The following is a 20374-nucleotide window of genomic DNA, read 5'->3' as shown; positions in this document are numbered from 1 at the left end:
CCGACCACAGCAGACGTCTGCATTTGGTTCCTCTGGGGGGGAAATCACCCATGCTCGCGCACTCGTCCACCCGCCGTTCCCGCCTGCTCGCCGCCGCCACGCTGGTGGCCGCCACCGGCACCGCCGCGCTCGCCCCGGCGACCGCCTTCGCCGACACACCCGCACCGAGCAACGCCAAGCCCCTGGTAGCCACCCTGGAGCCGATTGCGGGGCAGGCGCCGCTGACCCGCGGTGGCAACGGCGCGGACCTGACGATGACCGTCACCAACAACTCCGACCAGGACCAGCCGTTCCACCCGGCGGTGACCGTCACGCCGGTGGGCTCCGCCCCGAACGGATGGAACTGGATCGACTTCAGCGCCAAGGCGATCTCCGCGCCGGCCACCTCCGGCGTGGCGACTTGGGGCTCCAACGGTTTCGCCGGCGCCGTCGTGCCCGAGAACCACATGTCCTCCGCGCCCTTCACGGTGCCGGCCCACGCGACCTATAGCTGGGCGGTCTCCTTCAAGCTGAAAGCCGCCCTCCCGGCGGACGACACCGCCGTGAAGGTCGGGCTGGCGAACGACCTGAACGACAGCACCAACAGCGACCCGCTGACGCTGCCGGTCGCCTCCCCCACCGGCGCCCTCGTCCAAAACTTCACCAACTGGGGCACCGTCTCGTACAAGCAGTCGTTCGAGACCGATCTCAACCTGACCAACAACGGCGCGGGCATCGACTCGACGATCAACCCGACGCTCCGCTTCGGCGACGGTTCCCGCCCGAGCCCGGCCACCCTCAAGCTGGACGTGTTGCAGGACGGACGGTGGGTCACGGTCCCCGGCTCGGACAACGTCTGGAAGCTGCCGCCGGTGGTCGGCGGTCTCGGCAAGGGTGCGAGCCAGCACTACAAGGTGCGGCTGTCACTCGCCGACTTCACCGTGCAGCAGGGGGTCATCCTCACTTCCGACTGGCTCAGCCTCGCTCCGGACACCGACCAGGGCCCGGTCGACACCACCGTGAAGGCGTTGGTGACCGTGGACGGCACCCCCGTCCCGTCCACCTCCACCGCCCAGAACTGACCGACACCGGTGCCCCGGACAGCGAAGGCCGCCCGGGGTACCGGCCGTTCCCAGGACGTTCGGCAGAGGCGGGCGCGACCCCGTCGTGGCTGCGAGCGAAGCCGGGGATGCGAACCGCCTCGACGGGCGGCACCTGCCCATAACGATCATTTACGGCGCCGGGCAGGCAGCCTGAGCGCAGTGCCGGGAAGCCCCTGCACGTCCCAACACGGCGCATCCGTCTTCATCGACGACAACTTCAGCCTGTGGACAGCACATTCACCCGTCCCTGGCTCACGACGGGCGCGAACCGGGGGCGAGCAGCCGACGCAGCACCGTGGGTGTGTGCCCCACGTGCTCGCGGATGGTGCGGGTCAGGTGCGCCTGGTCGGCGAAGCCGAGCTGTGCCGCCAGATCGGCGAGGCTGGGGGCGCCCTCGGCGATCCGGTCCATGGCCCGGGTGACGCGCACGCGGTTGCGGTAGCGGGTCAGCGAGACACCCGTCTCCCGCGAGAACGCCCGGCTCAGTCGGTAGGGCGACACCTCCAACAGCGCGGCCAGTGCGCAGAGCCCTCCGGCCTCCGGGACCTCTTCGGTGATCGCCTCCCGCGCCGCGGCGGCCAGCTCCCGATCGGCGGGCCGGGAGCGGACAGCCGACTCGCCGGCCGCGGCCGCCACGAGGCGGAGCAGTTCCTCCGTCACCGCGTAGTCGATGTCGCCGGTGCCCGCGGCGGCGACCAGACGGCGGTGGGCGAGATCGACGCGCGCGTCCACGTACACCGTCGTCACGGCGGACGGGCGCCCGAGGAGGAAGGGCTCGAAGCTGACCGACGTGCAGACGTCACCGCCGAGCGGGTGCGCAAAGCGCTCCTCCTCCCCGGGCACGCCCAAGTAGGCCATGGTCGGGTCCAGATCGGCGTCGGTGCCGTCGGCCGATCGCCGGAACCTACCGCGTTGCACCAGCACCAGGCGGTGGTCGTCGCGGGTCTCCGGCTGTGACCACCGCGTGTGGTCGGAGCGGCACCCCACCACTGCCACGGTGAACTCCGGCCGGGCGGCGAGGATCGAAGCGGACAGCATGCCGCGAACGGTACCGGCCGGGTAGGACAGAACGGCCCGCAAGGATCTTCAAGACCTTCGGCGCCGTCGCCCCGGATGCTGGGACCCACGTGACGACACGAAGGGAGCCATCCATGGCCGTCCACGCAGAGCTCACCGCGATCACCATCGACTGCGCCGATCCCCGGGCCCTCGCCGAGTTCTACCGCAAGGTCACCGGCTGGGACGTCGGGCAGGCCGACGACGACTTCGTCCAACTCGGCAGGGGGCCAGTCGGGTTGGCCTTCCAGCGGATCACCGGCTACCGGGGGCCCGGCTGGCCCGACGCCGCGAAGCACGCCCATCTCGACTTCACGGTCGCCGATCCTGAGGTCGCGGTGAAGGAACTGCTCGCGGCGGGAGCGACCAAGCCGGAGTTCCAACCCGGCGAAGGCGAGTGGACCGTTCTCGCCGACCCCGAGGGCCACCTGTTCTGCATCGCTTCGGCCTGACCAGGAGTCGATCACCCATGGCCTCGATCCACAAGGAACTCGTCATCGACGCCCGCCCCGAAGCGGTGTGGGCGGTGCTCAGCGACTACGGCGCGGTGCACGAGCGGCTGGTGCCCGGGTTCGTCACCGACACCCGTCTGAGCTCGGACACCCGCACCGTCGCCTTCGCCGATGGCACGATCGTGCTCGAACGGCTCGTCGACCTCGACCACGAGGCGATGCGGGTCGCCTACACGGTCATCGGCGGCAGCCTCCACCCGTCCCACCACCACGCTTCCATGCAGGCCCTTCCGGAGGCCGGCGGTCGCACGAGATTCGTCTGGCACACCGACGTCCTGCCCGACGCTCTGGCCGCACCGATCGCCGAGTTCGTCGAGCACGGTTCGGCGGTGATCCGCCGCACGCTGGAGGCCGCTTCCTCGGCCCCGACCGGACCGGACCCGACCGGGCCGGCCCCTGCCTCGGCCTCGGCTCGATGACACGACGGCTGAGCGCCGCCCCGGGGATCGGAGACACCCTCGGGACGGCGCTCAGAGCGTGTCGGTCGGCCGGCGGGATCTGCTGATCTTCATCGAGCACGGCTTCGGCCCTGGATCCGCCCGGGCGCGATGACGGCCGTCGGTCAGCCGACCAGGAGTTCTGCCGCCGGGGTGTGGTTTCCGGTCGCCGAGGCGCCGACCATCGCCGAGGCGGCCGTCACCGGGTCGGTGCCGGGCGGTACCACCAGCAGCAGGAAGTGGTCCTGGAAGCCCCGGGTGACGCTGATCGTCGCATCGCTGCCGGGGAACCAGTTGATCCTGATCGTCAGGCCGTTCGCCGCGACGGACCGGGGCACGCCGTCCCAGGCCGTGGTGTCGAGGCCGACCCGGACGATGCGCCCGAAGTGGGCGCCGAGCGCGGTGATCAGGTCCGGCAGTTCGGCGAGGACGTGGTTCGAGCGGGGCCACCAGGCGCCGTCGAAGACGCCCTCCCGCGACATCGTCGGCTCCAGTTCCAGCCGCGGCAGCAGCGGGGTGCCGGGCACCGACCACGACCCGGGAGAGGAGAAGGTGGGGAAAGGAATCGGCATCATACGAAGCCGCCCGTCCGGTCCACGAGGGACCCATCACGACCCAGGGCGACGTCGGCGCTGATGCCGGTGTGCGAAATGTCCTCGGTTGTCTCCCACGCTACTCCGCAGCGGTCCTCCCCGGGCCGCTCGCCACGGGAGCAGGCTCGAAGTGATCCAGGGCATCCCGCATTCCGGTACCCGTTCCGGCTTCGTTCCTGGTGAAGGACAGCCCGGCAGACCCTGCTCCGGGAAGCCCATCCAGCTCCCGGAGCGGGCCGGCACCGGTTCAAGCGGCGAGCCCTCTCCCGGCTTCCGGAAGAGGGCTCGCCCACAGGTAGGGACGCCCGCCTCGGCCTCGGCGTCGAACATCGTGACATTACGGGCCAACCGCCGAGACGATCACCGACCGCGGGCGGCTGAAGAATCGAGGTCGGCTGAGCAACCACCGAGTGGCAACTGATCACGGACACCGGCGGACCTTCGACCGCGGCTTCAGCCGTCGACCTGCGACCGGTTGCCGCGGTTCACCGGCGCGCCCTGTGCCCGGCCTGACGGTCGAGACCTTGGCGCGCGCCCCGGGCGGCGGTGAGTTGGCGCACCAGCTGATGGAGTGAGATGACGCCGGTGATCGGGGGCAGCCCGGCGACGACGACGGCGGACAGCGTCCAGGGGACGCCGGCGACGCACAGTCCGGCCGCGAGGCCGGAGAAGAGCACGACTACGACCCAGGCGTGGAACGGCTGACGTCCGTGCTGGACGGCGCGCAGGACCGACAGACAACCCGCGAGCCACGGTCCGTAAACGACCACCGGCCACAACTGCGACAGTCCGCGCGGCACGCTTGAGAACGCCAGTTCCTGCAAGGGGCCGTAGGAGAACACCCAGCCCAGTACGCAGGCCGCGGTCACCGTCACCGCCGTCAGTGCGCCGAACACGGAGCTGATCAGGTGGGGCCAGGCCGGGCGGGGAAGAGCAGACCGTCGGCGATGCCGAGAGGCCGACGGGCCGACCGGTCGACCGGCCCCGGGCGAGCCGGACGGGTCGACCGGTGCTCGCGGAGGCGGCACGAACGCCGTCTCGTCCTCCCAATTGCCGGCCGATGTGACGATGGAGCTGAACGCCTGCGCGTCGCCGTACGCGAGGCCGAGGTCACGGGCGAAGCCGCCGTCGTACCAGTCGTCCGCCGGACGGGTCGCCTCGCGGACACGGTCACGGGGCGTGGTCCATGCCTCGTCATCCGGCTCGCCGTAGCCACGGTCCCCGTATGGGCTGAGAAGCCCGGTCACACGGTCGTACACGGCATGCTCCCCACGCGGTCGCCTGGCTGCGGCTTGATCCGGTCACCGGCCCGGGCCAGTGCCGGGGATCTCGGTGCGACCGGCGGCGTCATGATTCGTCCGAGAAGAGCAGGGAGCCGATCCGCGTGGCGAAGTCGCTCTCCAACTGGCTGATCGTCCGTACGAGGTCGGCCAACGGGCGCGAGGTGTACGACAGGACGACGCGCTCGCCGTTGCGCGACAGGTAGCCGGTGGACACGTCGCCCACGGCGTTCCGGCGGTCGGGGACGAAGAGCCATGTCCCGAGCGGAGCGACCGGCTCCCGCACGGGAAGCGACGAGGCGTAGGGCAGGCATGGTGAAGTCACGGGTTCATCAACGAGAAGCGGCGAGCTCGGTTCTTACGGCATCCGGGCGTCCTTCCATATTCGATACCGGAGATGCTCTACGAAACTACCCAGGAGGGGGCGCGAGGGGTGAATATTTTTCCGTCGACCACAGAACTCACCCAAAGAGGCAGAGCGAAGGTAATTCTATACTCGCCATCGACGATGCTCTCCGAAAATCCCCATGCAAAACCATGACAAGAGAAACGTTTCTCCTTTTTGCGAGGTGCTATGTTTCCAGTTTGCCCTTGGCATATTCATCGACTTGCGCCGAGCCGACTTCGCCCCTGGGAGGCTTCTTGCTCAGCTGGAAGGAATATCTGGAAGCGGCGAGGCTTCATCGCCAAGGATGGTCGATAATCAGGATCTCCCGACACCTCGGGCGTGATCGGAAAACGGTGAGGTCCTACCTTCACGGCGAGCGGACCCCGGGCATCCGAATTTCCTCCCAGGACGGCTTCCTCCGGTTCCTGCCGTACTGCCGCCAGCGCCTTGCGGAGGACCCGCACCTTGCCGCGACCGTCCTCTTCGACGAGGTCGTCGACCTCGGCTATCCGGGCGCCTATTCGACGCTCACCCGGGCCCTGCGGAGACACCAGGCCCGGCCGCGCTGCGAGCAGTGCCAGGATGCGGCTACGGCCGCGAGCAGCCGATCCGCTTCCGAGCGGAGCGAGGTGGCCGTCGAGTTCGACTGGCTGCGGCTTCCCGAGCCGCCGGCGAGTTGGGGCTACGGCAACCGGGCGTGCCTGCTACTGGGCTCGCTCACCGGTACGGGCCTCGGCAACGGCATCGGCCGTTGGTCAGTAGCGTTGGCGGAGGACCAGGAACTGCCCCACCTCGTGGAAGCCGTCGACCTCGTGCTGAGACGGCTCGGCGGCACCGCCGGGTGCTGGCGGTTCGGCCGGACGCCGACCGTGTGGTGCCCGCGGACCGACCGGGTGACACCGGCGTTCGGGCAGGTGGCCAGACACTACGGCGTGCGCGTCGAGTGTCGCCTGCCGGCCGAACGCCGTTCGTACACGCGCCGGACCCTGGACGAGGCACTCCGCTCCTGGTGGCGCGCGGAGACGAAGGACAGCACCCTCCAGGACGCCTGGCACAGCCTGGGCCGGTTCGCCGCGCGCCTGAACACCCGGGGCGGGAGCACCGACGACGCACACCCTGCGGTCGGCGGCCCGCACACAGGCACCAGAGCACTTCGGGAGCTGCCCGCCACGCCCTACCCAGTCCGCGTCCGAGCCCGCCGTACCGTCACCGCCCAGGGCCTGGTGCCCTTCCGCGGCAACTTCTACGCCATCCCGGACCACCTGGCCGGCGCCCCGGTGGAGGTCCACCAGCGCCTCGACCAGCCCCACCTGTCCATCGCCACACCCGCCGGAGCCGTCATCGCCCGCTGCCTGCTCGCCCCGGCGGGGGCCGGGCTGACGGTCGTCGATCCCAGCAGCGCCATCGCCGTACTGGAGCGGCACCCGACACCGGCGCCCACCGACGCCCCGTTCTGCCGACGGAACACACCGCGTCCGCCGTCCCCGCAGGCCCTGGCCGAAGCCGACGCGTTACGTGCCCGGTTCGGAGTCCCGCCCACCCGCCAGCCCGGCGAGGAGCAGAACACCGCGACGCCGCGGGTGCCCGCCCAACGGGGCCGCCCGGCCGACAACGCCGGGAGCTGAGCGACCGTCACGCGCTTCGCCGGCGGTGGCGACGTCGTAGACGGTGCACAGCCCGACTGCCCACTGCACGCCGAGCCACGTCGCGGGGCCGGGCTTCCCCGGCCCCGAAGAAGCACCGTACCGGCAGAAGCCCCCGAAGACGCGACGGGGTGCTCTCCGGGGATCTCGGGCACCCCACGCCAGCACCCCGTCGTGCGGCAGTGATCAGTCAGCGAGCGGGAGGTAAACCCGGTTGCCTCGCTCCGCGTGCTCCTCGGACTTGGCCTGCATGCCGGCCAGGGCCTCGGCGTCGAAGCCGCTGGAGACGGCCGTCGAACCGTCGCCGTGCTCGTCGCGGATTTTCTGACTGATCTTCATCGAGCAGAACATGAACCGAACCGGGACAACCCGCCTCGCCCGCGCAATCGGCACCGAGTCTGCGGCTACCTGGTCAAGTTGGGCACTTCAGGCCGCGCATGGGGGGATTGGTACGCCCGACGGAGACATCACTGTTGGCTGACTGATGGATGATGCTCGAACAAGCCGACGGGGCGCTGCTCCGAGAGGCCTGCACAGCCCTGCGGAACAGCGCCCGTCAGCTGACACGTCAGTCCGGCGGCGGGAAGTGGATCCGCTCGGGACGCTCGACGCTCATCCCTGCGAGGGCTAGTGCCGGCGGCGGGCTGCAGCTCGTCCGCTACGCCTCACGAGGATGAGGACCGAGCCTCCAAGGGCGATGGCGGCCGCCGAACCAACCGCCATGCCAATCGATGTGCCGGAACCAGTGGCGGCGAGTACCTGCCCCGCCTCCTTCGGATGTCCGGCCGGTCCACCCTGCTCGTGACCGCCCTGACCGTTGCCGTGGTTGCCCTGGCCGTTGCCGTGACCGCCCTGGCCGTTGCCGTGACCGCCCTGGCCGTTGCCGTGGTTGCCCTGGCCGTTGCCGTGATCACCTTGCTCATGGCCGCCGTGCTCATGACCGCCGTGCTCATGACCGCCGTGACCGCCTGGATGCTGGGGCGGCCCTGCCGGACCGGCGGGGCCAGGAGGGCCAGCAGGGCCGGCGGGCCCGGCAGGCCCGGGCGAACCGTTTGCACCGGGCGAGCCATTGGCACCGGGCGAACCGTTGGCACCGGGCGAACCGTTTGCACCGGGCAAGCCATTGGCACCGGGCGAACCGTTGGCACCGGGCGAACCGCTTGCACCGGGCAAGCCATTGGCACCAGGAGCACCGTTTGCACCGGGCAAGCCATTGGCACCAGGAGCACCCGGTGCGCCGTTGGGACCGGGGGCACCCGGAGCGCCCGGCGAACCGTTAGGACCAGGCGCACCATTAGGACCAGGCGCACCGGGGACGCCAGGAGCACCCGGTGCGCCGTTGGGACCGGGAGCACCCGGAGCGCCCGGCGAACCGTTAGGACCAGGCGCACCATTAGGACCAGGCGCACCCGGAGCGCCCGGCGAACCGTTAGGACCAGGCGCACCATTAGGACCAGGCGCACCCGGAGAACCGGCAGCACCAGGAGGGCCGGCAGGCCCACTCGGTCCAGGCGGACCACTCGGTCCAGGCGGGCCGACGGTGCAGGCCGCCCGCGTGATGGTGTTGTCGTCGAGCGTGACGGCGCCGTTGCGCGCCAGGGCGCGACCTTCGATCACCGAGGCGTGGTTCACACTGATGGACGTGAGGGCCAGGATGTTGCCCTTGAAGAAGGAGTTGACGTCGATGGTGGCGGAGCTACCCACCTGCCAGAACACATTGCAGGGCTGTGCTCCGTTGACCAGGCTGACGACGCTCGACGGAGCCGTGATCAAGGTGGAGCCGATCTGGAAGATGAAGACGGCGTTCGGGTCGCCCATGGCGTCGAGCGTGACGGTCCCGGTGAGGTTCAGCGACGAGCTCGCCTTGTAGACGCCGGGCGTCAGCGTCAGTCCGCCGATGTCGCCGGGAGAGGTCAGGATGGCCGTGGGGGCCCGACCGGCGGCGTCGTTGTAGGCGGTGACCAGGTCGGACTGGGCCTGCCCAGCCTGCGCGTCGTTGACGTGCTGGACCCCGTTCACGGTTCCGGGCGGAAAGCCCGTGACGCTGGTGCCCGGGAAGAGCCCCAGGTCGCCGTTGATGGTGCTGGAGCCGGTGTTGGTGACGGTTGAGCCCGCCAGGACCGCATAGCTGGTGTCGGTCCCCAGCCCCACTGGTGCCGCTGCGGCATGCGCGGGACTCGTGACCAGACCGGCCGACGCAAGCAACGTCAATCCGGACAGCAGGACGGACGCCCCCGCGAGCCGAGAGCGTTTACGCCCTCGTCCTGGTGGAGCGGACAACATGGCATCGACTGCCATAGGACAAAGACCTTTCTTGTCGCCACTGAACTCCGTCACCCGAAGAGGGGATTCAGAGCACCGCTGGTGAGTTCCCGATCCGGCAACACGCCCTCGCACTCGCGCCGGAGGGGCCACGAAGAGCGACTGCCAGCCAGGCGAAGTGATGGAGAGTCACCGACGCACTACACTGCGCTACAACAACATAAAAGGAAGAGACTCGTAAAGATGCAACGGAGTGACGCACCAGCGCCGATCGCGGAATTTCCCCCGCTCCAGCATGTCGTTCGCCTGCATGCCGAATGCCGGGTTCCCTCCGCGTCCGCCGTCCGCCGCCGGCTGCCCAGGCCGTCACCAGCGCAACAGCAGTAACGTTTTTCCTCTTGGCCGCGTCCCGGCGGCGCTGCGCCGGACACCCCTTCCGGGATCCCAGCCCATCGCCTCGGCACCTGCCGCCAGTCGGCGAGCGGGAGGTGGGCCCGACCTCCTGGGCCTTGAACTCCTCGGACATGGCCCGCATGCCGGCCACGGCCTCGGCGTCGAACTCGGTGGCCACCACGGTGGAGCCGTCGCCGCGCTCGTCGCGGATCTTCTGCGAGATCTCCATCAAGCGGCATCGGCCGATCTGCTGCCTGCCTGATCTGTCGAGAGAACCCGCACATGGCGGCACGCGAGGAGTTGATCAAGACACTCCGGGGGAATCCGGCCTAGGGCTGTCCGATCCACGGCGTGATGGCCGACAACGACGACCGGGTCCACCGGCGCCCTGATCAAGGGACTCGTCGGTGTGGCGATGTCCCGGCACACGTCCTCATCGCGCTCGAAGACCGGAAGATCAGTGGCCGGTCGGTGAACGGCCCAGCACCCATGGCCGGGCACCTGAGCTGACCACGTACGGGCGGCCGTTCCAGGGCATCGATCCCCGGAACGGCCGCCCGTACGGTTTGCGATGTCAGTCGGCGAGCGGGAGGTACACCCGGTTGCCGCACTCCGCGAACTCCTCCGGCTTGGCCTTCATGCCGGCCACGGCCTCCGCGTCGTACCCGGTGTCCACGGCGGTGGAGCCGTCGCGGTGCTCGTCGCGGATCTTCATCGACGACAACTTCAGTCCGAAGAGGGCACATTGGACGCCAGAAGCGGTCAATGGCGGCTGAGATAGGTGAGGACTGCCAAGACGCGGCGGTGGCCACTGTCGGTCGGCGAGAGTCCGAGCTTGGCGAAGATGTTGCCGATGTGTTTGTGGACGGCGTTGTCGGTGATGACGAGCCGGGCCGCGATCGTGGCGTTGTCCTTTCCTTCGGCCATCAGGGCGAGAACTTCGCGTTCGCGTGGCGTGAGGGCGGCAATCGGGTCGTGGGCGGGGCGGGTGAGGAGCTGCCCGATCACCTCGGGGTCCATGACAGTACCGCCGGCGGCGACCCGTCGCAGCGCGTCGATGAACTCGCTGACCCTGCTCACCCGGTCCTTGAGAAGGTAGCCGACGCCGCCGCGTCCATCGGAGATCAGCTCGCCGGCGTACTGCTGCTCGACGTATTGGGAGAGAACGAGCACAGGCAGGCCGGGGTGCCGGCGGCGGGCGTGGATGGCGGCGTGGATACCCTCGTCGCGAAAGGTCGGCGGTAGCCGTACGTCGACGATGGTGACGTCCGGTCGGTGTTCGGTGACGGCGGCGACGAAGCCGGGGGCGTCCTGGGTGATCGCGGCAACGTGAAAACCCTTGGCGGTCAACAGGAGTTCCAGCCCATTGGACAACAGAATGTTGTCCTCGGCGATCACGACCCGCACGCCAGGCTCACGGTGATCGCAGTGGGGCCGCCGCCGGGGCTGTGGATACGGGTGGTGCCATCGAGCGCCAGGACGCGCCGGCGGATTCCGGCGATGCCGGTACCCAGCGTCTCGTCGGCGCCGCCGACTCCGTCGTCGGTGACCTCGATCGACAGCCGGTCATCGTCGCGTGCGACACGGACGTTGATCTGGGTGGCCCGGCCGTGCTTGGCAGCGTTGGTGAGCGCCTCGGCGATCGTGAAGTACGCCACGGCCTCGACCGCGGCGGGTATCGCGCCGAGATTGCCGATGTCGAGGGTGGTGTCGATCGCCGATCGGGCCCCCAGTGCGGCCAGCGCCCCGGCGAGGCCGCGATCGGCGAGGATCGGCGGGTAGATCGTCCGGATCACCGCACGAAGCTCCGCCATGGCCTCCTCGGTACTCTCATGCGCTTCCTCCAAGAGTCTGGCCACCGTCTGGGGGTCCTCGCTCAGCACCTCACGGGCCACGCCCAGCCGCATCGCGATGGCCACCAGCCGGGCCTGGGTGCCGTCGTGCAGGTCACGTTCGATCCGGCGGAGTTCCGCGCCGTGCGCCTTCATGGCGTCGGCCCGCGTCTCGGCCAGCGTCTCCACGCGCCGCGCCAATCTCTCGGTGGCCGAGGGGGACAGCAACACACCACAGATCCGGGCGTGTAGGCGCGCCAGCGGTGGAACCAACCAGTAGGTCAGGGCCGCGAAGACGACGGCTTGTGCGGTCCCCAGGGTCAATGCCGTGCCCCACCCGGACAGTGGAGCACCGGCGGCGAAGCCGCCCGCGCGGGTGCCGGCGGGCAAGGCCCACCACAAGGGCACCGTGACGGCTGTGGCTACCGCGTTGCCCGCGCACAGCGCCACGACGACCCCGAACGCCAGACTGGTCATGATGTGTGTGCACAACCACGCGAGAACGCGCCAGGTACCGCAACGGACGGGATCGGAACGCGGGCAGAGCAGCAGCCGGTCAGCGCGGCGACGATGCCAGGACGCCCAGGCGCGAGTCGCCGTCGGGACGATGAGCACGGGCAACGCGAACAGGGCGACCACAGCGGTCGACAGGCTTCCCAGGAGATAACCCAGACCGCGCCACATCGCCGAAAACCCTCTGGTTTCTTGGTGATTCACTCACACGAGTCTGAGTTATCGTCACCTATCCCGACACTACAGCCCACTACCCCTTTTTCACACTGGTGAGCGGTAGCGCCTGCGCACCTCAGCCAGACCTAGGGTCAACGCCCATGACAAGTTCACCGACTCGTCCACCACGGCGGCGCGGCCGATCCATCGGACGGAGCCTGGCGCTGGCCGCTGTCGTGGCTGGAACCCTTTCCGCCTGTGCACCCGGCGAGCGGGCCGCCGTGCCACATGACGACCAAACCCAGCTCCAGCGCGACGCGGACGCGATCACCGCGGTCGGCGTGACGGGAGTGCAGTCCCTCCTGGTCACCTCGGACAACCGGTACCTGACCGTCACCAGCGGCGCCGCCGACCTGACAGCCGGCCAGCCGGTCCCCCGGGATGGTTACTTCCGGATAGCCAGCGTCACCAAGACGTTCGTGGCCACAGTGACCCTGCAACTCGCCGGCGACCGCAGGCTCTCCCTGGATGACCCGGTCGAGCGCTGGTTGCCCGGCCTGGTGTCCGGAAACGGTAACGACGGTCGCGCGATCACCATTCGCCAACTGCTCCAGCACACCAGCGGTATCCACGACGACTACCCGGACTACACCTCGGCGGAAGACTTCCGCCAGCACCGGTACGACACCTACACACCCGAGCAGACCGTCGCCCGGGCGATGTTCCACCGCCCGGACTTCCAGCCCGGCGCGGGCTGGAGCTACAGCAACACCGGCTACGTCCTGCTCGGCATGATCATCGAGCGGGTCACCGGGCACCCCTGGCATGAGGAGGTAATGGACCGGATCGTCCGGCCGCTCGGCCTCGATCACACCTTCTGGCCGGGTACCTCACCCACACTGCCCCAGCCACATGCCGAGACCTATCAGAGGTTCAAGGCCGGCGAGCCGCTCGTGGACGTCACCGAGCAGGTCGGCCAGGGCACCAACGGGGAGGCCGGGCTCGTCTCCACCACCGCCGATCTCGACCGATTCTTCCGTGCCCTGCTCGGCGGCCGGCTCCTGCCGCCGGCGCAGCTGACGCTGATGGAACAGACCGTCCCGGTCAGCAAGGAATTCGAGCAGCTCATGCCGGGCGCCCGTGACGGGTTGGGACTCTTCTCACGCCCGCTGTCCTGCGGCGGGGTGTACTGGGGCCACGAGGGCGGCGATTCCGGCTGGATCACCGCCGACGGCGTCACCGCCGACGGCCAGCGCAGCGTCACCGTCTCACTGTCGGGTGTCCAAGCCGATTCCGCGGACGACGTCCTACGCGTGGAACAGGCCGAGAGCAGGCTGGTCGACGACGCTCTGTGCACGACTCCGAACGCCGACCATCAGCGACGATGAGGTCCTCCGCACGGCGCGGGTGCGGGGGGAGGGGGCAACTTCCGGGGCCACCCACATCACCCTTGATGACCGTCTCCGCCGAAATCCGAACAACATCAACGCCGTGCGGCCCAGCGACAGCAGAGCGCCGCCCCGAGAAGCGTAGAGCTCTCAGGGCGGCACTCGGGTGTGGTGTGTCAGTCCGCCATCGGCAGGTAGACCTTGTTCCCCTGAGCCTTGAACTCCTCGGACATGGCCTTCATGCCCTCGACAGCGGCCTCGTCGTACTCCGGCGAGGCCTCGCCGCCGCCGAACTTCTCATTGATGGATTTGCTGATCTTCATCGAGCAGAACTTCGGGCCGCACATGGAGCAGAAGTGGGCCGTCTTGGCGGGTTCGGCGGGGAGGGTCTCGTCGTGGAAGGCGCGGGCGGTCTCCGGGTCGAGGGCCAGGTTGAACTGGTCCTCCCAGCGGAACTCGAAGCGGGCGTCGGACAGGGCGTCGTCCCAGGCCTGGGCGCCGGGGTGGCCCTTGGCGAGGTCGGCGGCGTGGGCGGCGATCTTGTAGGTGATCACGCCGGTCTTGACGTCGTCGCGGTTGGGCAGGCCCAGGTGCTCCTTGGGCGTGACGTAGCAGAGCATCGCGGTGCCCCACCAGGCGATCATGGCGGCGCCGATGCCCGAGGTGATGTGGTCGTAGCCGGGGGCGACGTCGGTGGTGAGCGGGCCGAGGGTGTAGAACGGCGCCTCGTCGCAGATCTCCTTCTGGAGATCCATGTTCTCCTTGATCTTGTTCATCGGGACGTGGCCCGGGCCCTCGATCATCACCTGGACGTCGCGCTCGCGGGCGATCCGGCCGAGCTCGCCGAGGGTCTGCAGTTCGGCGAACTGCGCCTCGTCGTTGGCGTCCGCGATGGAGCCAGGACGCAGGCCGTCGCCGAGCGAGAAGGTGACGTCGTAGCTCGCGAGGATGTCGCAGAGCTCCTCGAAGTTCGTGTAGAGGAAGTTCTCCTGGTGGTGCGCCAGGCACCAGGCGGCCATGATCGAGCCGCCGCGCGAGACGATGCCGGTCTTGCGGCGGGCGGTCAGCGGGACGTACCGCAGCAGGACGCCGGCATGGACGGTCATGTAGTCGACGCCCTGTTCGCACTGCTCGACGATGGTGTCCCGGTACACCTCCCAGCTCAGCTCCTCGGCCTTGCCGTCGACCTTCTCCAGGGCCTGGTAGAGCGGCACGGTGCCGATCGGCACGGGGGAGTTGCGCAGGATCCACTCGCGGGTGGTGTGGATGTTGCGGCCGGTGGAGAGGTCCATGACGGTGTCGGCGCCCCAGCGGGTGGCCCAGGTCATCTTCTCCACCTCCTCCTCGATCGAGGAGGTGACGGCGGAGTTGCCGATGTTGGCGTTGATCTTCACCAGGAAGTTGGTGCCGATGACGGCCGGCTCCACCTCGGGGTGGTTCACGTTGACCGGGATGACGGCCCGTCCGCGGGCCACCTCGGCCCGCACGTACTCGGGGGCGAGGCCCTCCCGCAGCGCCACGAACTCCATCTCGGGGGTGACCACGCCCCGCTTGGCGTAGGCGAGTTGGGTGACGGCGGCACCACCGCGGCCGCGCAGCGGACGGCGCGGGCGGCCGGGGAACACCGCGTCCAGGTTGCGCAGGTTTCCGCCGCGCGGCGAGGTGTGCTTGATCCCGTCGTCCTCGGGGCGCGCCTCGCGGCCGTCGTACTCCTCGACGTCGCCGCGCTGGCGGATCCAGGCGTCGCGCAGGGCGGGCAGGCCGCGCCGCACGTCGGGCTCGTAGGCCTGGTCGGTGTACGGGCCGGAGGTGTCGTACAGCGGGACGGTCCGGCCGTTGGTGAGCTGCACCTCGCGGTACGGGACCCGCAGGTCGGGCCGGGACCCCTCGCGGTAGGCCTTGCGCCAGGCCGGGGTCGGGTAGCCGGTGCCCGCGCTGGTGACGGCGCTGTTCCGGGCAGACTGCGGCTGTGCTTCGAACGTGGTCATCTGACCTCTACTCCCTACGCCGGCATTACCCGGTCAGGTTCCTGCGGTCGACGCAGCCGTCGGTCCGTCCGTCGACGTCCCGGTCAGCGCCCTCTCAGCCCGGTGCTCCGAGCTCCCGCGTCCACAGGCGGTGTTGCCTGCACACGACGCCCAACACGGTAGCGAGCCGATCGCCGCAGGTCCAGAGGGGGTCCACGGAGGGGATCCGGCAGCCGGTGGCAGCACGCCGAAACGCCCGAGGCCCGGCGCCCCGTCGCGGGGTGCCGGGCCTCGGGCGTTCCCTCAGCCCTTGGCGGCCTTCTTCACCAGGACCACCACGGCGGCCGCGATACCGACGACCACCAGCACCTTGATCACTATGCTCAGCAGCGCACCGACGACACCGAAGACGAATCCCACGATGTTCCAGAGCAGCACCAGGACCAGCACCGGGATGACGATGTTGCGCACCCAGGCGGGCAGCGACTTCCAGAGCTCAGCCATGTCCGTTCCTTCTCTCCCCGTGGGGTCGGCTGCCGTCCGGTGCCGCATCCCGCTTGCTTCGGTACTTCGATCGTACGGGGACGCCAGTGCCGTAACGAGGCCCGACGGCCCGGAGAGAACCCCTAGATCACCCCGACCCGGGCCCCGGGGAAAGACCCCGCCCGGACCTCCGGGAAGGCCCCCGGGAAATCCTCGGAGCGACCTGAGAACCGGGCCGGCCCCACGCGTCCAGGAGATGTCGGACTCTCCGGAACTGCCCCTGCACCACGGCTACTTGGGGGATTCAGCCACGCCTGACCGCACCGTCACCACCCCCGAGGCCCCGACCCTGACCGTCCCGGCCCCGGGCCCACCCGGCCATGAGCTGGTCAGACCGGCCAGCGCTCCCCGCGCCAGGCCGCGTCCCAGAACATCCACTCGTAGCGCGAGGTGGTCGTGAAGTGCTCGACGACCCGACGCCGTTCGGCCGGGGAGATCTCCTCACCGAGCCGGTCGGTGAGTGCCAGTACCCGGCGGACGACGGACTGGAAGGCCTCGTCGCCGTAGGTGGCGATCCACTTGGCGTACAGCGGGTCGGGGGAGCCCTGGGCGAGCAGCGCCTCGCCGACCCGGGCGTAGATCCAGTAGCAGGGCAGCACCGCGCCGACGGCCTCGGCGAAGGAGCCGCCGTAGACGGTGGCCAGCAGGTAACTGGTGTAGGCGCGGGTGGTGGGCAGCACCGGCTCGGCGGCGGCCTGTTCGGCGCTGCCGCCGAAGGCGGTCAGGAACTCGGCGTGCATGCCCTGCTCGGCGGCCAGCGCGCCGACCGCGTCGTCGGCGAAGGCCCGCACGTCCTCCTCGCCGGGCGCCTTGGCGGCGCAGACGGCGAGCGCGCGGGCGTAGTCGCGCAGGTAGTGCGAGTCCTGGACGACGAAGTGGCGGAAGGCCGCGCGCGGCAGGGTGCCGTCGGTGAGGCCGCCGATGAAGGGGTGGGCGAGGATCTCGGCGTACACCGGCTCGATGGCCGCCCAGAGTTCTTCCGTCAGGCTCTTGCTCATGCCCAGGACCCTAGACGGTCAGGCCCCGGACGGTCAGGCCTCCGGAGGGGAGAACACCACCAGCACCCGGAGCTCCTCGGTGATGTGGTGGAAGCGGTGCGGGGTGCCGGCCGGGACGTAGACGACGGTGCCGCGCCCGACCGTGGCGGTCTCGGCGCCGACGGTCAGTTCGGCGCGGCCGCTGATCACCTGGTAGATCTCGTCCTGGTCGTGCGCGGTCTGCGGGTCGGTGTCGCCGGGGGAGAGCGCGTAGAGCCCGGCGGACATCCGCGGTTCGCGCAGGAAGCGCAGGTACGCGCCGTCGTTCGCCGCGCGTTCGGTGTCCAGTTCGTCCAGCCGGAACAGCTGCACCGCTGCCCTCCTCCTTCGTCCGTCCGCTGTCCGGGCTGCCCTCCGCCAGGGGCATCCAACACCACCGGCGCCAACATGGCCGAGGAGAGCTTCCCCCGGGACGGCGGCGCCTGCCAGGCTTGGGCGTCATGAAGGGTTTCCTCATCAAGACACTGATCAACGCGGTGGCCATCTGGGTCGCCGCCTGGATCGTCAACGGTATCCAACTCACCGACGGCAAGGCCGACTGGCAGCACAAGGCCCTGACGGTGGTCGCCGTCGCCCTGGTCTTCGGCGTGGTCAACTTCCTGATCAAGCCGGTCGTGAAGCTGTTCTCGTTCCCGCTGTTCATCCTCACCCTGGGCCTGATCACCTTCGTGATCAACGCCCTGATGCTCTGGCTGACCTCCTGGGCGTCGGGGAAGCTGAACCTGGACTTCCACGTCACCGGCTTCGTGCCGGCGCTGCTCGGCTCGCTGATCATCAGCCTGGTCTCCTGGGGCCTGCACCTGGCCCTGGACGACGACTGAGTCCGGTCGGACACGAGACCGAACACGAGAGGGGCCCGCGCCGGGTGGACCACCCGGCGCGGGCCCCTCGTCGGTGGTGGCGGCGCGGCCGCTCACCCCGCGTTCTCACATCCTCTGAGGATGTCCGCGAGCTGGGCGTCGAGTTCCCTCCCGGTGATCTCCTGACCCATCGGCACCAGCCGGTCGGTGCGGGTCAGGAAGGCGATCAGCGGCGGCACCGGGGCCCGCAGCAGGGCGTCCCCGTCGGGGGAGTGCAGCACGACGCAGACCTCCGCGAGCTCCCCGCCGACCGGGTGGATGTGCACGTCGCCCTCGCCGGAGGGCCGGCTGAAGCCGTCGAGCAGCAGCTCGCGTGCGAACACCCAGGTGACGGGTTCGTCGCCGGGCAGGTGGAAGGTGAACCGGAGGGCGTACGGGTCACCGGGGTCGTACTCCAGGTCCACCACGATGCGGAAGGAGAGCTCGTGCGAGACCACGAGGTTCATCACCAGGTGACCCTGGACTGTGCTCTGCTGCATGGCGCCAGTACCTCTCGTTCTGCCCGACCGTTGGCGTGCTGTGGGTCCGCCGGCGGCCGGACATGCAGTTCGCTGACATTTCGCCGGGATGTGGGGTGAGAGCGGCCGGGTGGGTCGTCCGGCCTTTTTGACGGTTTTGTGCAACCGATCCCTGTTCGATCCTCATCGTCCATGTTTGGGGACGTAGTGGACAAGGTGTGCTTTTTCAAATGGTGAACGAACGGGATCCGCGCTGGCGCAAGGAGCGTCAGAGGACGAACGACGGGCTCATCGCGCCCACGCTGCGCCGCAGTTGGCCGGCCACGGCGGTCAGCCGGTCGGCCTGTTCGACCGGCAGCGAGAGGGCGATGGTGGCGACCACCGGCCCGATGGTGATGGGGACGGCCGCACAGACGGTGCCGAGCGCGTACTCCTGGCGCTCCAGGACGGGCATGGTCGGCCGCAGGGAGGCGAGGCGGCGGAGCACGGCGGCCCCACTGGTGAGGGTGGAGGGGGTGAGCCCGGTCGGCGGGTGGCGGGTGAGGTGGTCACGGCGCTCCTCCTCGGGCAGTTGGCCGAGCAGGCACTGGCCGATGGCGTGCGCGTGGGCGGTGGCCCGGAGGTCGGCCCAGGGTTCGACGGCGGGGCGGCCGGGGTCGTCCACGATGTCCACCACGTGGATCTCACCGTCCCGGTAGAGCGCGAAGTAGACGGCGGCCCCGACTTCGTCCCGTAACCGCTGCATCCGCGCCCGCAGGTCGTACCGGTCGGCCTGCCGGCCTTCGGCCCGACCTATGCCGTCCACCGACTCCCCGTAGACGAACCGGCCGTCGACCCTCCGGAGGTAGCCCTCGTGGGTGAGGGTCCGCAGCAGGTGGTACGCGGTGCCGAGCGGCAGCCCGGCGGCGCGGGCCAGTTGTTTGGCGGTCGCGCCCTGCCGGAAGCCCCCGACCGCCTCCAGCAGCCGCAGCGCCCGCTGGACGGAGCCGATCAGGGTGGGGCCGCGGCCCTTCTTGCCCGGCGGCGAGGTGGGCGTCGGCGACCTGGCGACGCGCCCGGTGCGGACCGTCCTGGACGGCTCTGCGATCTGATCCATGGCCACGTCCATCCCCCAGCCCGAGTCAATGCACAGAAAGGGCATCCGGAGCGAAGCACTCCGATCTGCCCGATAGTGGCTCATTGCAGCACAGGGACGACCTCCCTGCAATCACTCTCATGCAGTTCACTCGGCAAAATCCTTCAAATCAAAGGTAAATTGTCAGAATCGATCAATAATTGCAAGATCGGTTTAAGATTCACCTTCGTTATCCAAGATCCATCCCTGGTTACTCCCTGCCCCCGAACGGACGCACCGGTTCGGACGGGTTTCGCCCGGACCGCCCCGCGGGAGACTCCCGCACAACGCTCCAGCCCCGGAGGTCGCCATGGGCCCCGACAACCGAACCCCGCCGCCCCGCCCGGTCGTGAAGCGCACCGCGCGGGCGATCCTGCTGGAGCTCGACCCGCAGGACCCGTACGGCCCGGCCTCGATCGTGCTGATCCGGCGGGTCCGGCCCGGCTCGCCCCGGCCGTACTGGATCACCCCCGGCGGCGGGGTCGAACGCGGCGACCGCACGGTGGTCGAGGCCCTGCACCGTGAGGTGGACGAGGAGCTCGGCGGCAAGATCGTCGACGTGGTGCCCGCCTTCGTCGACACCATCAGCCACACCCACCACGACGACGGCACGCTGCTCCACCCGCACGGGGTCAAGGTGCAGCACTTCTTCGTCTGCCGGCTCGCCTCGATGGACCTCAGCCGGCGGCACGGGCCCGAGGTGGACGAGCCCAACGGCGAGTACGAGGTGGTCCGGCTGCCGTTCACGCGCGAGGGCGTGACCTCCGTCAACGTCGTCCCGCCCCGGCTGCGGGCGTACCTGGCGGCCAACATCGAGGGCATCCGCGCACTGCTCGCCCCGGACCTGGGGTGACCGGCCC

General features: G+C 69.7%; 22 protein-coding genes and 1 riboswitch. Of the genes, 7 read left to right on the top strand and 15 right to left on the bottom strand.

From position 1 onward, the window contains the following. Window positions 1-50: 50 nt before the first annotated feature. Window positions 51-1061 (top strand): hypothetical protein, encoded by a 1011-nt coding sequence (locus ACIO5E_RS08425; RefSeq protein WP_400664974.1) that lies wholly within the window; start codon window positions 51-53, stop codon window positions 1059-1061. 273 nt (window positions 1062-1334) lie between these two features. Here the strand turns inward: ACIO5E_RS08425 and ACIO5E_RS08420 are convergent, their stop codons facing one another. Next, window positions 1335-2120 carry a helix-turn-helix transcriptional regulator gene (locus tag ACIO5E_RS08420; RefSeq protein ID WP_400664972.1) on the bottom strand — a complete coding sequence of 262 codons (786 nt, stop codon included), beginning with the start codon at window positions 2118-2120 and terminating at the stop codon, window positions 1335-1337. 113 nt (window positions 2121-2233) lie between these two features. On the opposite strand from ACIO5E_RS08420, the gene ACIO5E_RS08415 reads away from it, so the two are divergent. Together ACIO5E_RS08415 and ACIO5E_RS08410 are read left to right on the top strand one after the other, a co-directional pair. Next, complete coding sequence (locus ACIO5E_RS08415; RefSeq protein WP_400664971.1) at window positions 2234-2590, top strand: VOC family protein; 357 nt, start codon at window positions 2234-2236, stop codon at window positions 2588-2590. Between the two features lie 17 nt (window positions 2591-2607). After that, window positions 2608-3069, top strand: a complete 462-nt coding sequence (locus ACIO5E_RS08410; RefSeq protein ID WP_400664969.1) for an SRPBCC family protein — start codon at window positions 2608-2610, stop codon at window positions 3067-3069. A 143-nt stretch (window positions 3070-3212) separates the two neighbouring features. Here the strand turns inward: ACIO5E_RS08410 and ACIO5E_RS08405 are convergent, their stop codons facing one another. The 3 genes from ACIO5E_RS08405 to ACIO5E_RS08395 all read right to left on the bottom strand — a co-directional run bounded on the left by ACIO5E_RS08405 (window position 3213) and on the right by ACIO5E_RS08395 (window position 5285). Continuing rightward, entirely contained in the window at window positions 3213-3659 is a 447-nt protein-coding gene (locus tag ACIO5E_RS08405) for a DUF5994 family protein (RefSeq protein WP_400664967.1), read from the bottom strand. Between the two features lie 506 nt (window positions 3660-4165). Beyond that, window positions 4166-4939, bottom strand: coding sequence for a hypothetical protein (locus tag ACIO5E_RS08400; RefSeq protein WP_400664965.1), 774 nt, complete (start codon window positions 4937-4939; stop codon window positions 4166-4168). An 88-nt stretch (window positions 4940-5027) separates the two neighbouring features. Continuing rightward, window positions 5028-5285 (bottom strand): hypothetical protein, encoded by a 258-nt coding sequence (locus ACIO5E_RS08395; RefSeq protein ID WP_400665372.1) that lies wholly within the window; start codon window positions 5283-5285, stop codon window positions 5028-5030. Here ACIO5E_RS08395 and ACIO5E_RS08390 point away from each other — a divergent pair. Then, a complete protein-coding gene (locus ACIO5E_RS08390; protein WP_400664963.1) occupies window positions 5216-6973 on the top strand; it encodes a Mu transposase domain-containing protein in 1758 nt (585 codons plus the stop codon). The genes ACIO5E_RS08395 and ACIO5E_RS08390 overlap by 70 nt on opposite strands. Window positions 6974-7177: 204 nt before the next feature. Here the strand turns inward: ACIO5E_RS08390 and ACIO5E_RS08385 are convergent, their stop codons facing one another. The 5 genes from ACIO5E_RS08385 to ACIO5E_RS08365 all read right to left on the bottom strand — a co-directional run bounded on the left by ACIO5E_RS08385 (window position 7178) and on the right by ACIO5E_RS08365 (window position 12093). Beyond that, the gene (locus ACIO5E_RS08385; RefSeq protein WP_400664962.1) at window positions 7178-7330 is read right to left on the bottom strand and encodes a thiamine biosynthesis protein ThiC; all 153 of its coding nucleotides are present in this window, start codon (window positions 7328-7330) and stop codon (window positions 7178-7180) included. Window positions 7331-7618: 288 nt separating this feature from the next. After that, a complete protein-coding gene (locus ACIO5E_RS08380) occupies window positions 7619-9274 on the bottom strand; it encodes an ice-binding family protein (protein WP_400665366.1) in 1656 nt (551 codons plus the stop codon). A gap of 946 nt (window positions 9275-10220) precedes the next feature. Then, complete coding sequence (locus ACIO5E_RS08375) at window positions 10221-10361, bottom strand: thiamine biosynthesis protein ThiC (protein WP_400664961.1); 141 nt, start codon at window positions 10359-10361, stop codon at window positions 10221-10223. A gap of 47 nt (window positions 10362-10408) precedes the next feature. Beyond that, window positions 10409-11053: a LuxR C-terminal-related transcriptional regulator gene (locus ACIO5E_RS08370; protein WP_400664960.1), complete on the bottom strand. Its 645-nt coding sequence runs from the start codon at window positions 11051-11053 to the stop codon at window positions 10409-10411. Continuing rightward, on the bottom strand, window positions 11041-12093 hold the full coding sequence (locus ACIO5E_RS08365; protein WP_400665364.1) for a histidine kinase: 1053 nt from the start codon (window positions 12091-12093) through the stop codon (window positions 11041-11043). Before ACIO5E_RS08365 ends, ACIO5E_RS08370 begins: the two co-directional genes overlap by 13 nt. 335 nt (window positions 12094-12428) lie before the next feature. On the opposite strand from ACIO5E_RS08365, the gene ACIO5E_RS08360 reads away from it, so the two are divergent. Further along, window positions 12429-13535, top strand: a complete 1107-nt coding sequence (locus ACIO5E_RS08360; protein WP_400664958.1) for a serine hydrolase domain-containing protein — start codon at window positions 12429-12431, stop codon at window positions 13533-13535. 176 nt (window positions 13536-13711) lie between these two features. On the opposite strand, the gene thiC is transcribed toward ACIO5E_RS08360, so the two are convergent. From thiC to ACIO5E_RS08340, 4 genes are all read right to left on the bottom strand, one after another. After that, window positions 13712-15523, bottom strand: a complete 1812-nt coding sequence (thiC, locus tag ACIO5E_RS08355) for a phosphomethylpyrimidine synthase ThiC (RefSeq protein ID WP_400664957.1) — start codon at window positions 15521-15523, stop codon at window positions 13712-13714. Continuing rightward, a riboswitch (TPP riboswitch) is annotated at window positions 15518-15652 on the bottom strand. It overlaps the preceding gene by 6 nt. 153 nt (window positions 15653-15805) lie before the next feature. Further along, window positions 15806-16006: a DUF5326 family protein gene (locus ACIO5E_RS08350; protein WP_280673945.1), complete on the bottom strand. Its 201-nt coding sequence runs from the start codon at window positions 16004-16006 to the stop codon at window positions 15806-15808. A gap of 368 nt (window positions 16007-16374) precedes the next feature. After that, complete coding sequence (tenA, locus tag ACIO5E_RS08345; protein WP_063348422.1) at window positions 16375-17043, bottom strand: thiaminase II; 669 nt, start codon at window positions 17041-17043, stop codon at window positions 16375-16377. A gap of 33 nt (window positions 17044-17076) precedes the next feature. Continuing rightward, window positions 17077-17394, bottom strand: coding sequence for a cupin domain-containing protein (locus ACIO5E_RS08340; RefSeq protein ID WP_280673944.1), 318 nt, complete (start codon window positions 17392-17394; stop codon window positions 17077-17079). Between the two features lie 128 nt (window positions 17395-17522). On the opposite strand from ACIO5E_RS08340, the gene ACIO5E_RS08335 reads away from it, so the two are divergent. After that, window positions 17523-17903 carry a phage holin family protein gene (locus ACIO5E_RS08335; protein WP_280673943.1) on the top strand — a complete coding sequence of 127 codons (381 nt, stop codon included), beginning with the start codon at window positions 17523-17525 and terminating at the stop codon, window positions 17901-17903. 92 nt (window positions 17904-17995) lie between these two features. Here ACIO5E_RS08335 and ACIO5E_RS08330 read toward each other — a convergent pair whose 3' ends face one another. Next, complete coding sequence (locus ACIO5E_RS08330; protein WP_400664956.1) at window positions 17996-18421, bottom strand: SsgA family sporulation/cell division regulator; 426 nt, start codon at window positions 18419-18421, stop codon at window positions 17996-17998. A gap of 247 nt (window positions 18422-18668) precedes the next feature. Beyond that, window positions 18669-19496 carry an IclR family transcriptional regulator gene (locus ACIO5E_RS08325; protein WP_400664954.1) on the bottom strand — a complete coding sequence of 276 codons (828 nt, stop codon included), beginning with the start codon at window positions 19494-19496 and terminating at the stop codon, window positions 18669-18671. Between the two features lie 328 nt (window positions 19497-19824). On the opposite strand from ACIO5E_RS08325, the gene ACIO5E_RS08320 reads away from it, so the two are divergent. After that, window positions 19825-20367, top strand: coding sequence for an NUDIX domain-containing protein (locus tag ACIO5E_RS08320; protein ID WP_280673940.1), 543 nt, complete (start codon window positions 19825-19827; stop codon window positions 20365-20367). Window positions 20368-20374 lie beyond the last annotated feature (7 nt).

Source organism: Kitasatospora sp. NPDC087314, from assembly GCF_044744365.1.
Taxonomy (GTDB): Bacteria; Actinomycetota; Actinomycetes; order Streptomycetales; family Streptomycetaceae; genus Kitasatospora.
This window is presented reverse-complemented; position numbering and strand designations above follow the sequence as displayed.

What these genes read in the sequence shown, in the direction of transcription:
- ACIO5E_RS08425 (WP_400664974.1), top strand. Translation starts at nt 51, where the DNA reads ATGCTCGCGCACTCGTCCACCCGCCGTTCCCGCCTGCTCGCCGCCGCC.
- ACIO5E_RS08420 (WP_400664972.1), bottom strand. Translation starts at nt 2,120, where the DNA reads ATGCTGTCCGCTTCGATCCTCGCCGCCCGGCCGGAGTTCACCGTGGCA.
- ACIO5E_RS08415 (WP_400664971.1), top strand. Translation starts at nt 2,234, where the DNA reads ATGGCCGTCCACGCAGAGCTCACCGCGATCACCATCGACTGCGCCGAT.
- ACIO5E_RS08410 (WP_400664969.1), top strand. Translation starts at nt 2,608, where the DNA reads ATGGCCTCGATCCACAAGGAACTCGTCATCGACGCCCGCCCCGAAGCG.
- ACIO5E_RS08405 (WP_400664967.1), bottom strand. Translation starts at nt 3,659, where the DNA reads ATGCCGATTCCTTTCCCCACCTTCTCCTCTCCCGGGTCGTGGTCGGTG.
- ACIO5E_RS08390 (WP_400664963.1), top strand. Translation starts at nt 5,216, where the DNA reads ATGTCCCGAGCGGAGCGACCGGCTCCCGCACGGGAAGCGACGAGGCGT.
- ACIO5E_RS08385 (WP_400664962.1), bottom strand. Translation starts at nt 7,330, where the DNA reads ATGAAGATCAGTCAGAAAATCCGCGACGAGCACGGCGACGGTTCGACG.
- ACIO5E_RS08380 (WP_400665366.1), bottom strand. Translation starts at nt 9,274, where the DNA reads ATGTTGTCCGCTCCACCAGGACGAGGGCGTAAACGCTCTCGGCTCGCG.
- ACIO5E_RS08375 (WP_400664961.1), bottom strand. Translation starts at nt 10,361, where the DNA reads ATGAAGATCCGCGACGAGCACCGCGACGGCTCCACCGCCGTGGACACC.
- thiC (WP_400664957.1), bottom strand. Translation starts at nt 15,523, where the DNA reads ATGACCACGTTCGAAGCACAGCCGCAGTCTGCCCGGAACAGCGCCGTC.
- ACIO5E_RS08350 (WP_280673945.1), bottom strand. Translation starts at nt 16,006, where the DNA reads ATGGCTGAGCTCTGGAAGTCGCTGCCCGCCTGGGTGCGCAACATCGTC.
- tenA (WP_063348422.1), bottom strand. Translation starts at nt 17,043, where the DNA reads ATGAGCAAGAGCCTGACGGAAGAACTCTGGGCGGCCATCGAGCCGGTG.
- ACIO5E_RS08335 (WP_280673943.1), top strand. Translation starts at nt 17,523, where the DNA reads ATGAAGGGTTTCCTCATCAAGACACTGATCAACGCGGTGGCCATCTGG.
- ACIO5E_RS08330 (WP_400664956.1), bottom strand. Translation starts at nt 18,421, where the DNA reads ATGCAGCAGAGCACAGTCCAGGGTCACCTGGTGATGAACCTCGTGGTC.
- ACIO5E_RS08325 (WP_400664954.1), bottom strand. Translation starts at nt 19,496, where the DNA reads ATGGATCAGATCGCAGAGCCGTCCAGGACGGTCCGCACCGGGCGCGTC.
- ACIO5E_RS08320 (WP_280673940.1), top strand. Translation starts at nt 19,825, where the DNA reads ATGGGCCCCGACAACCGAACCCCGCCGCCCCGCCCGGTCGTGAAGCGC.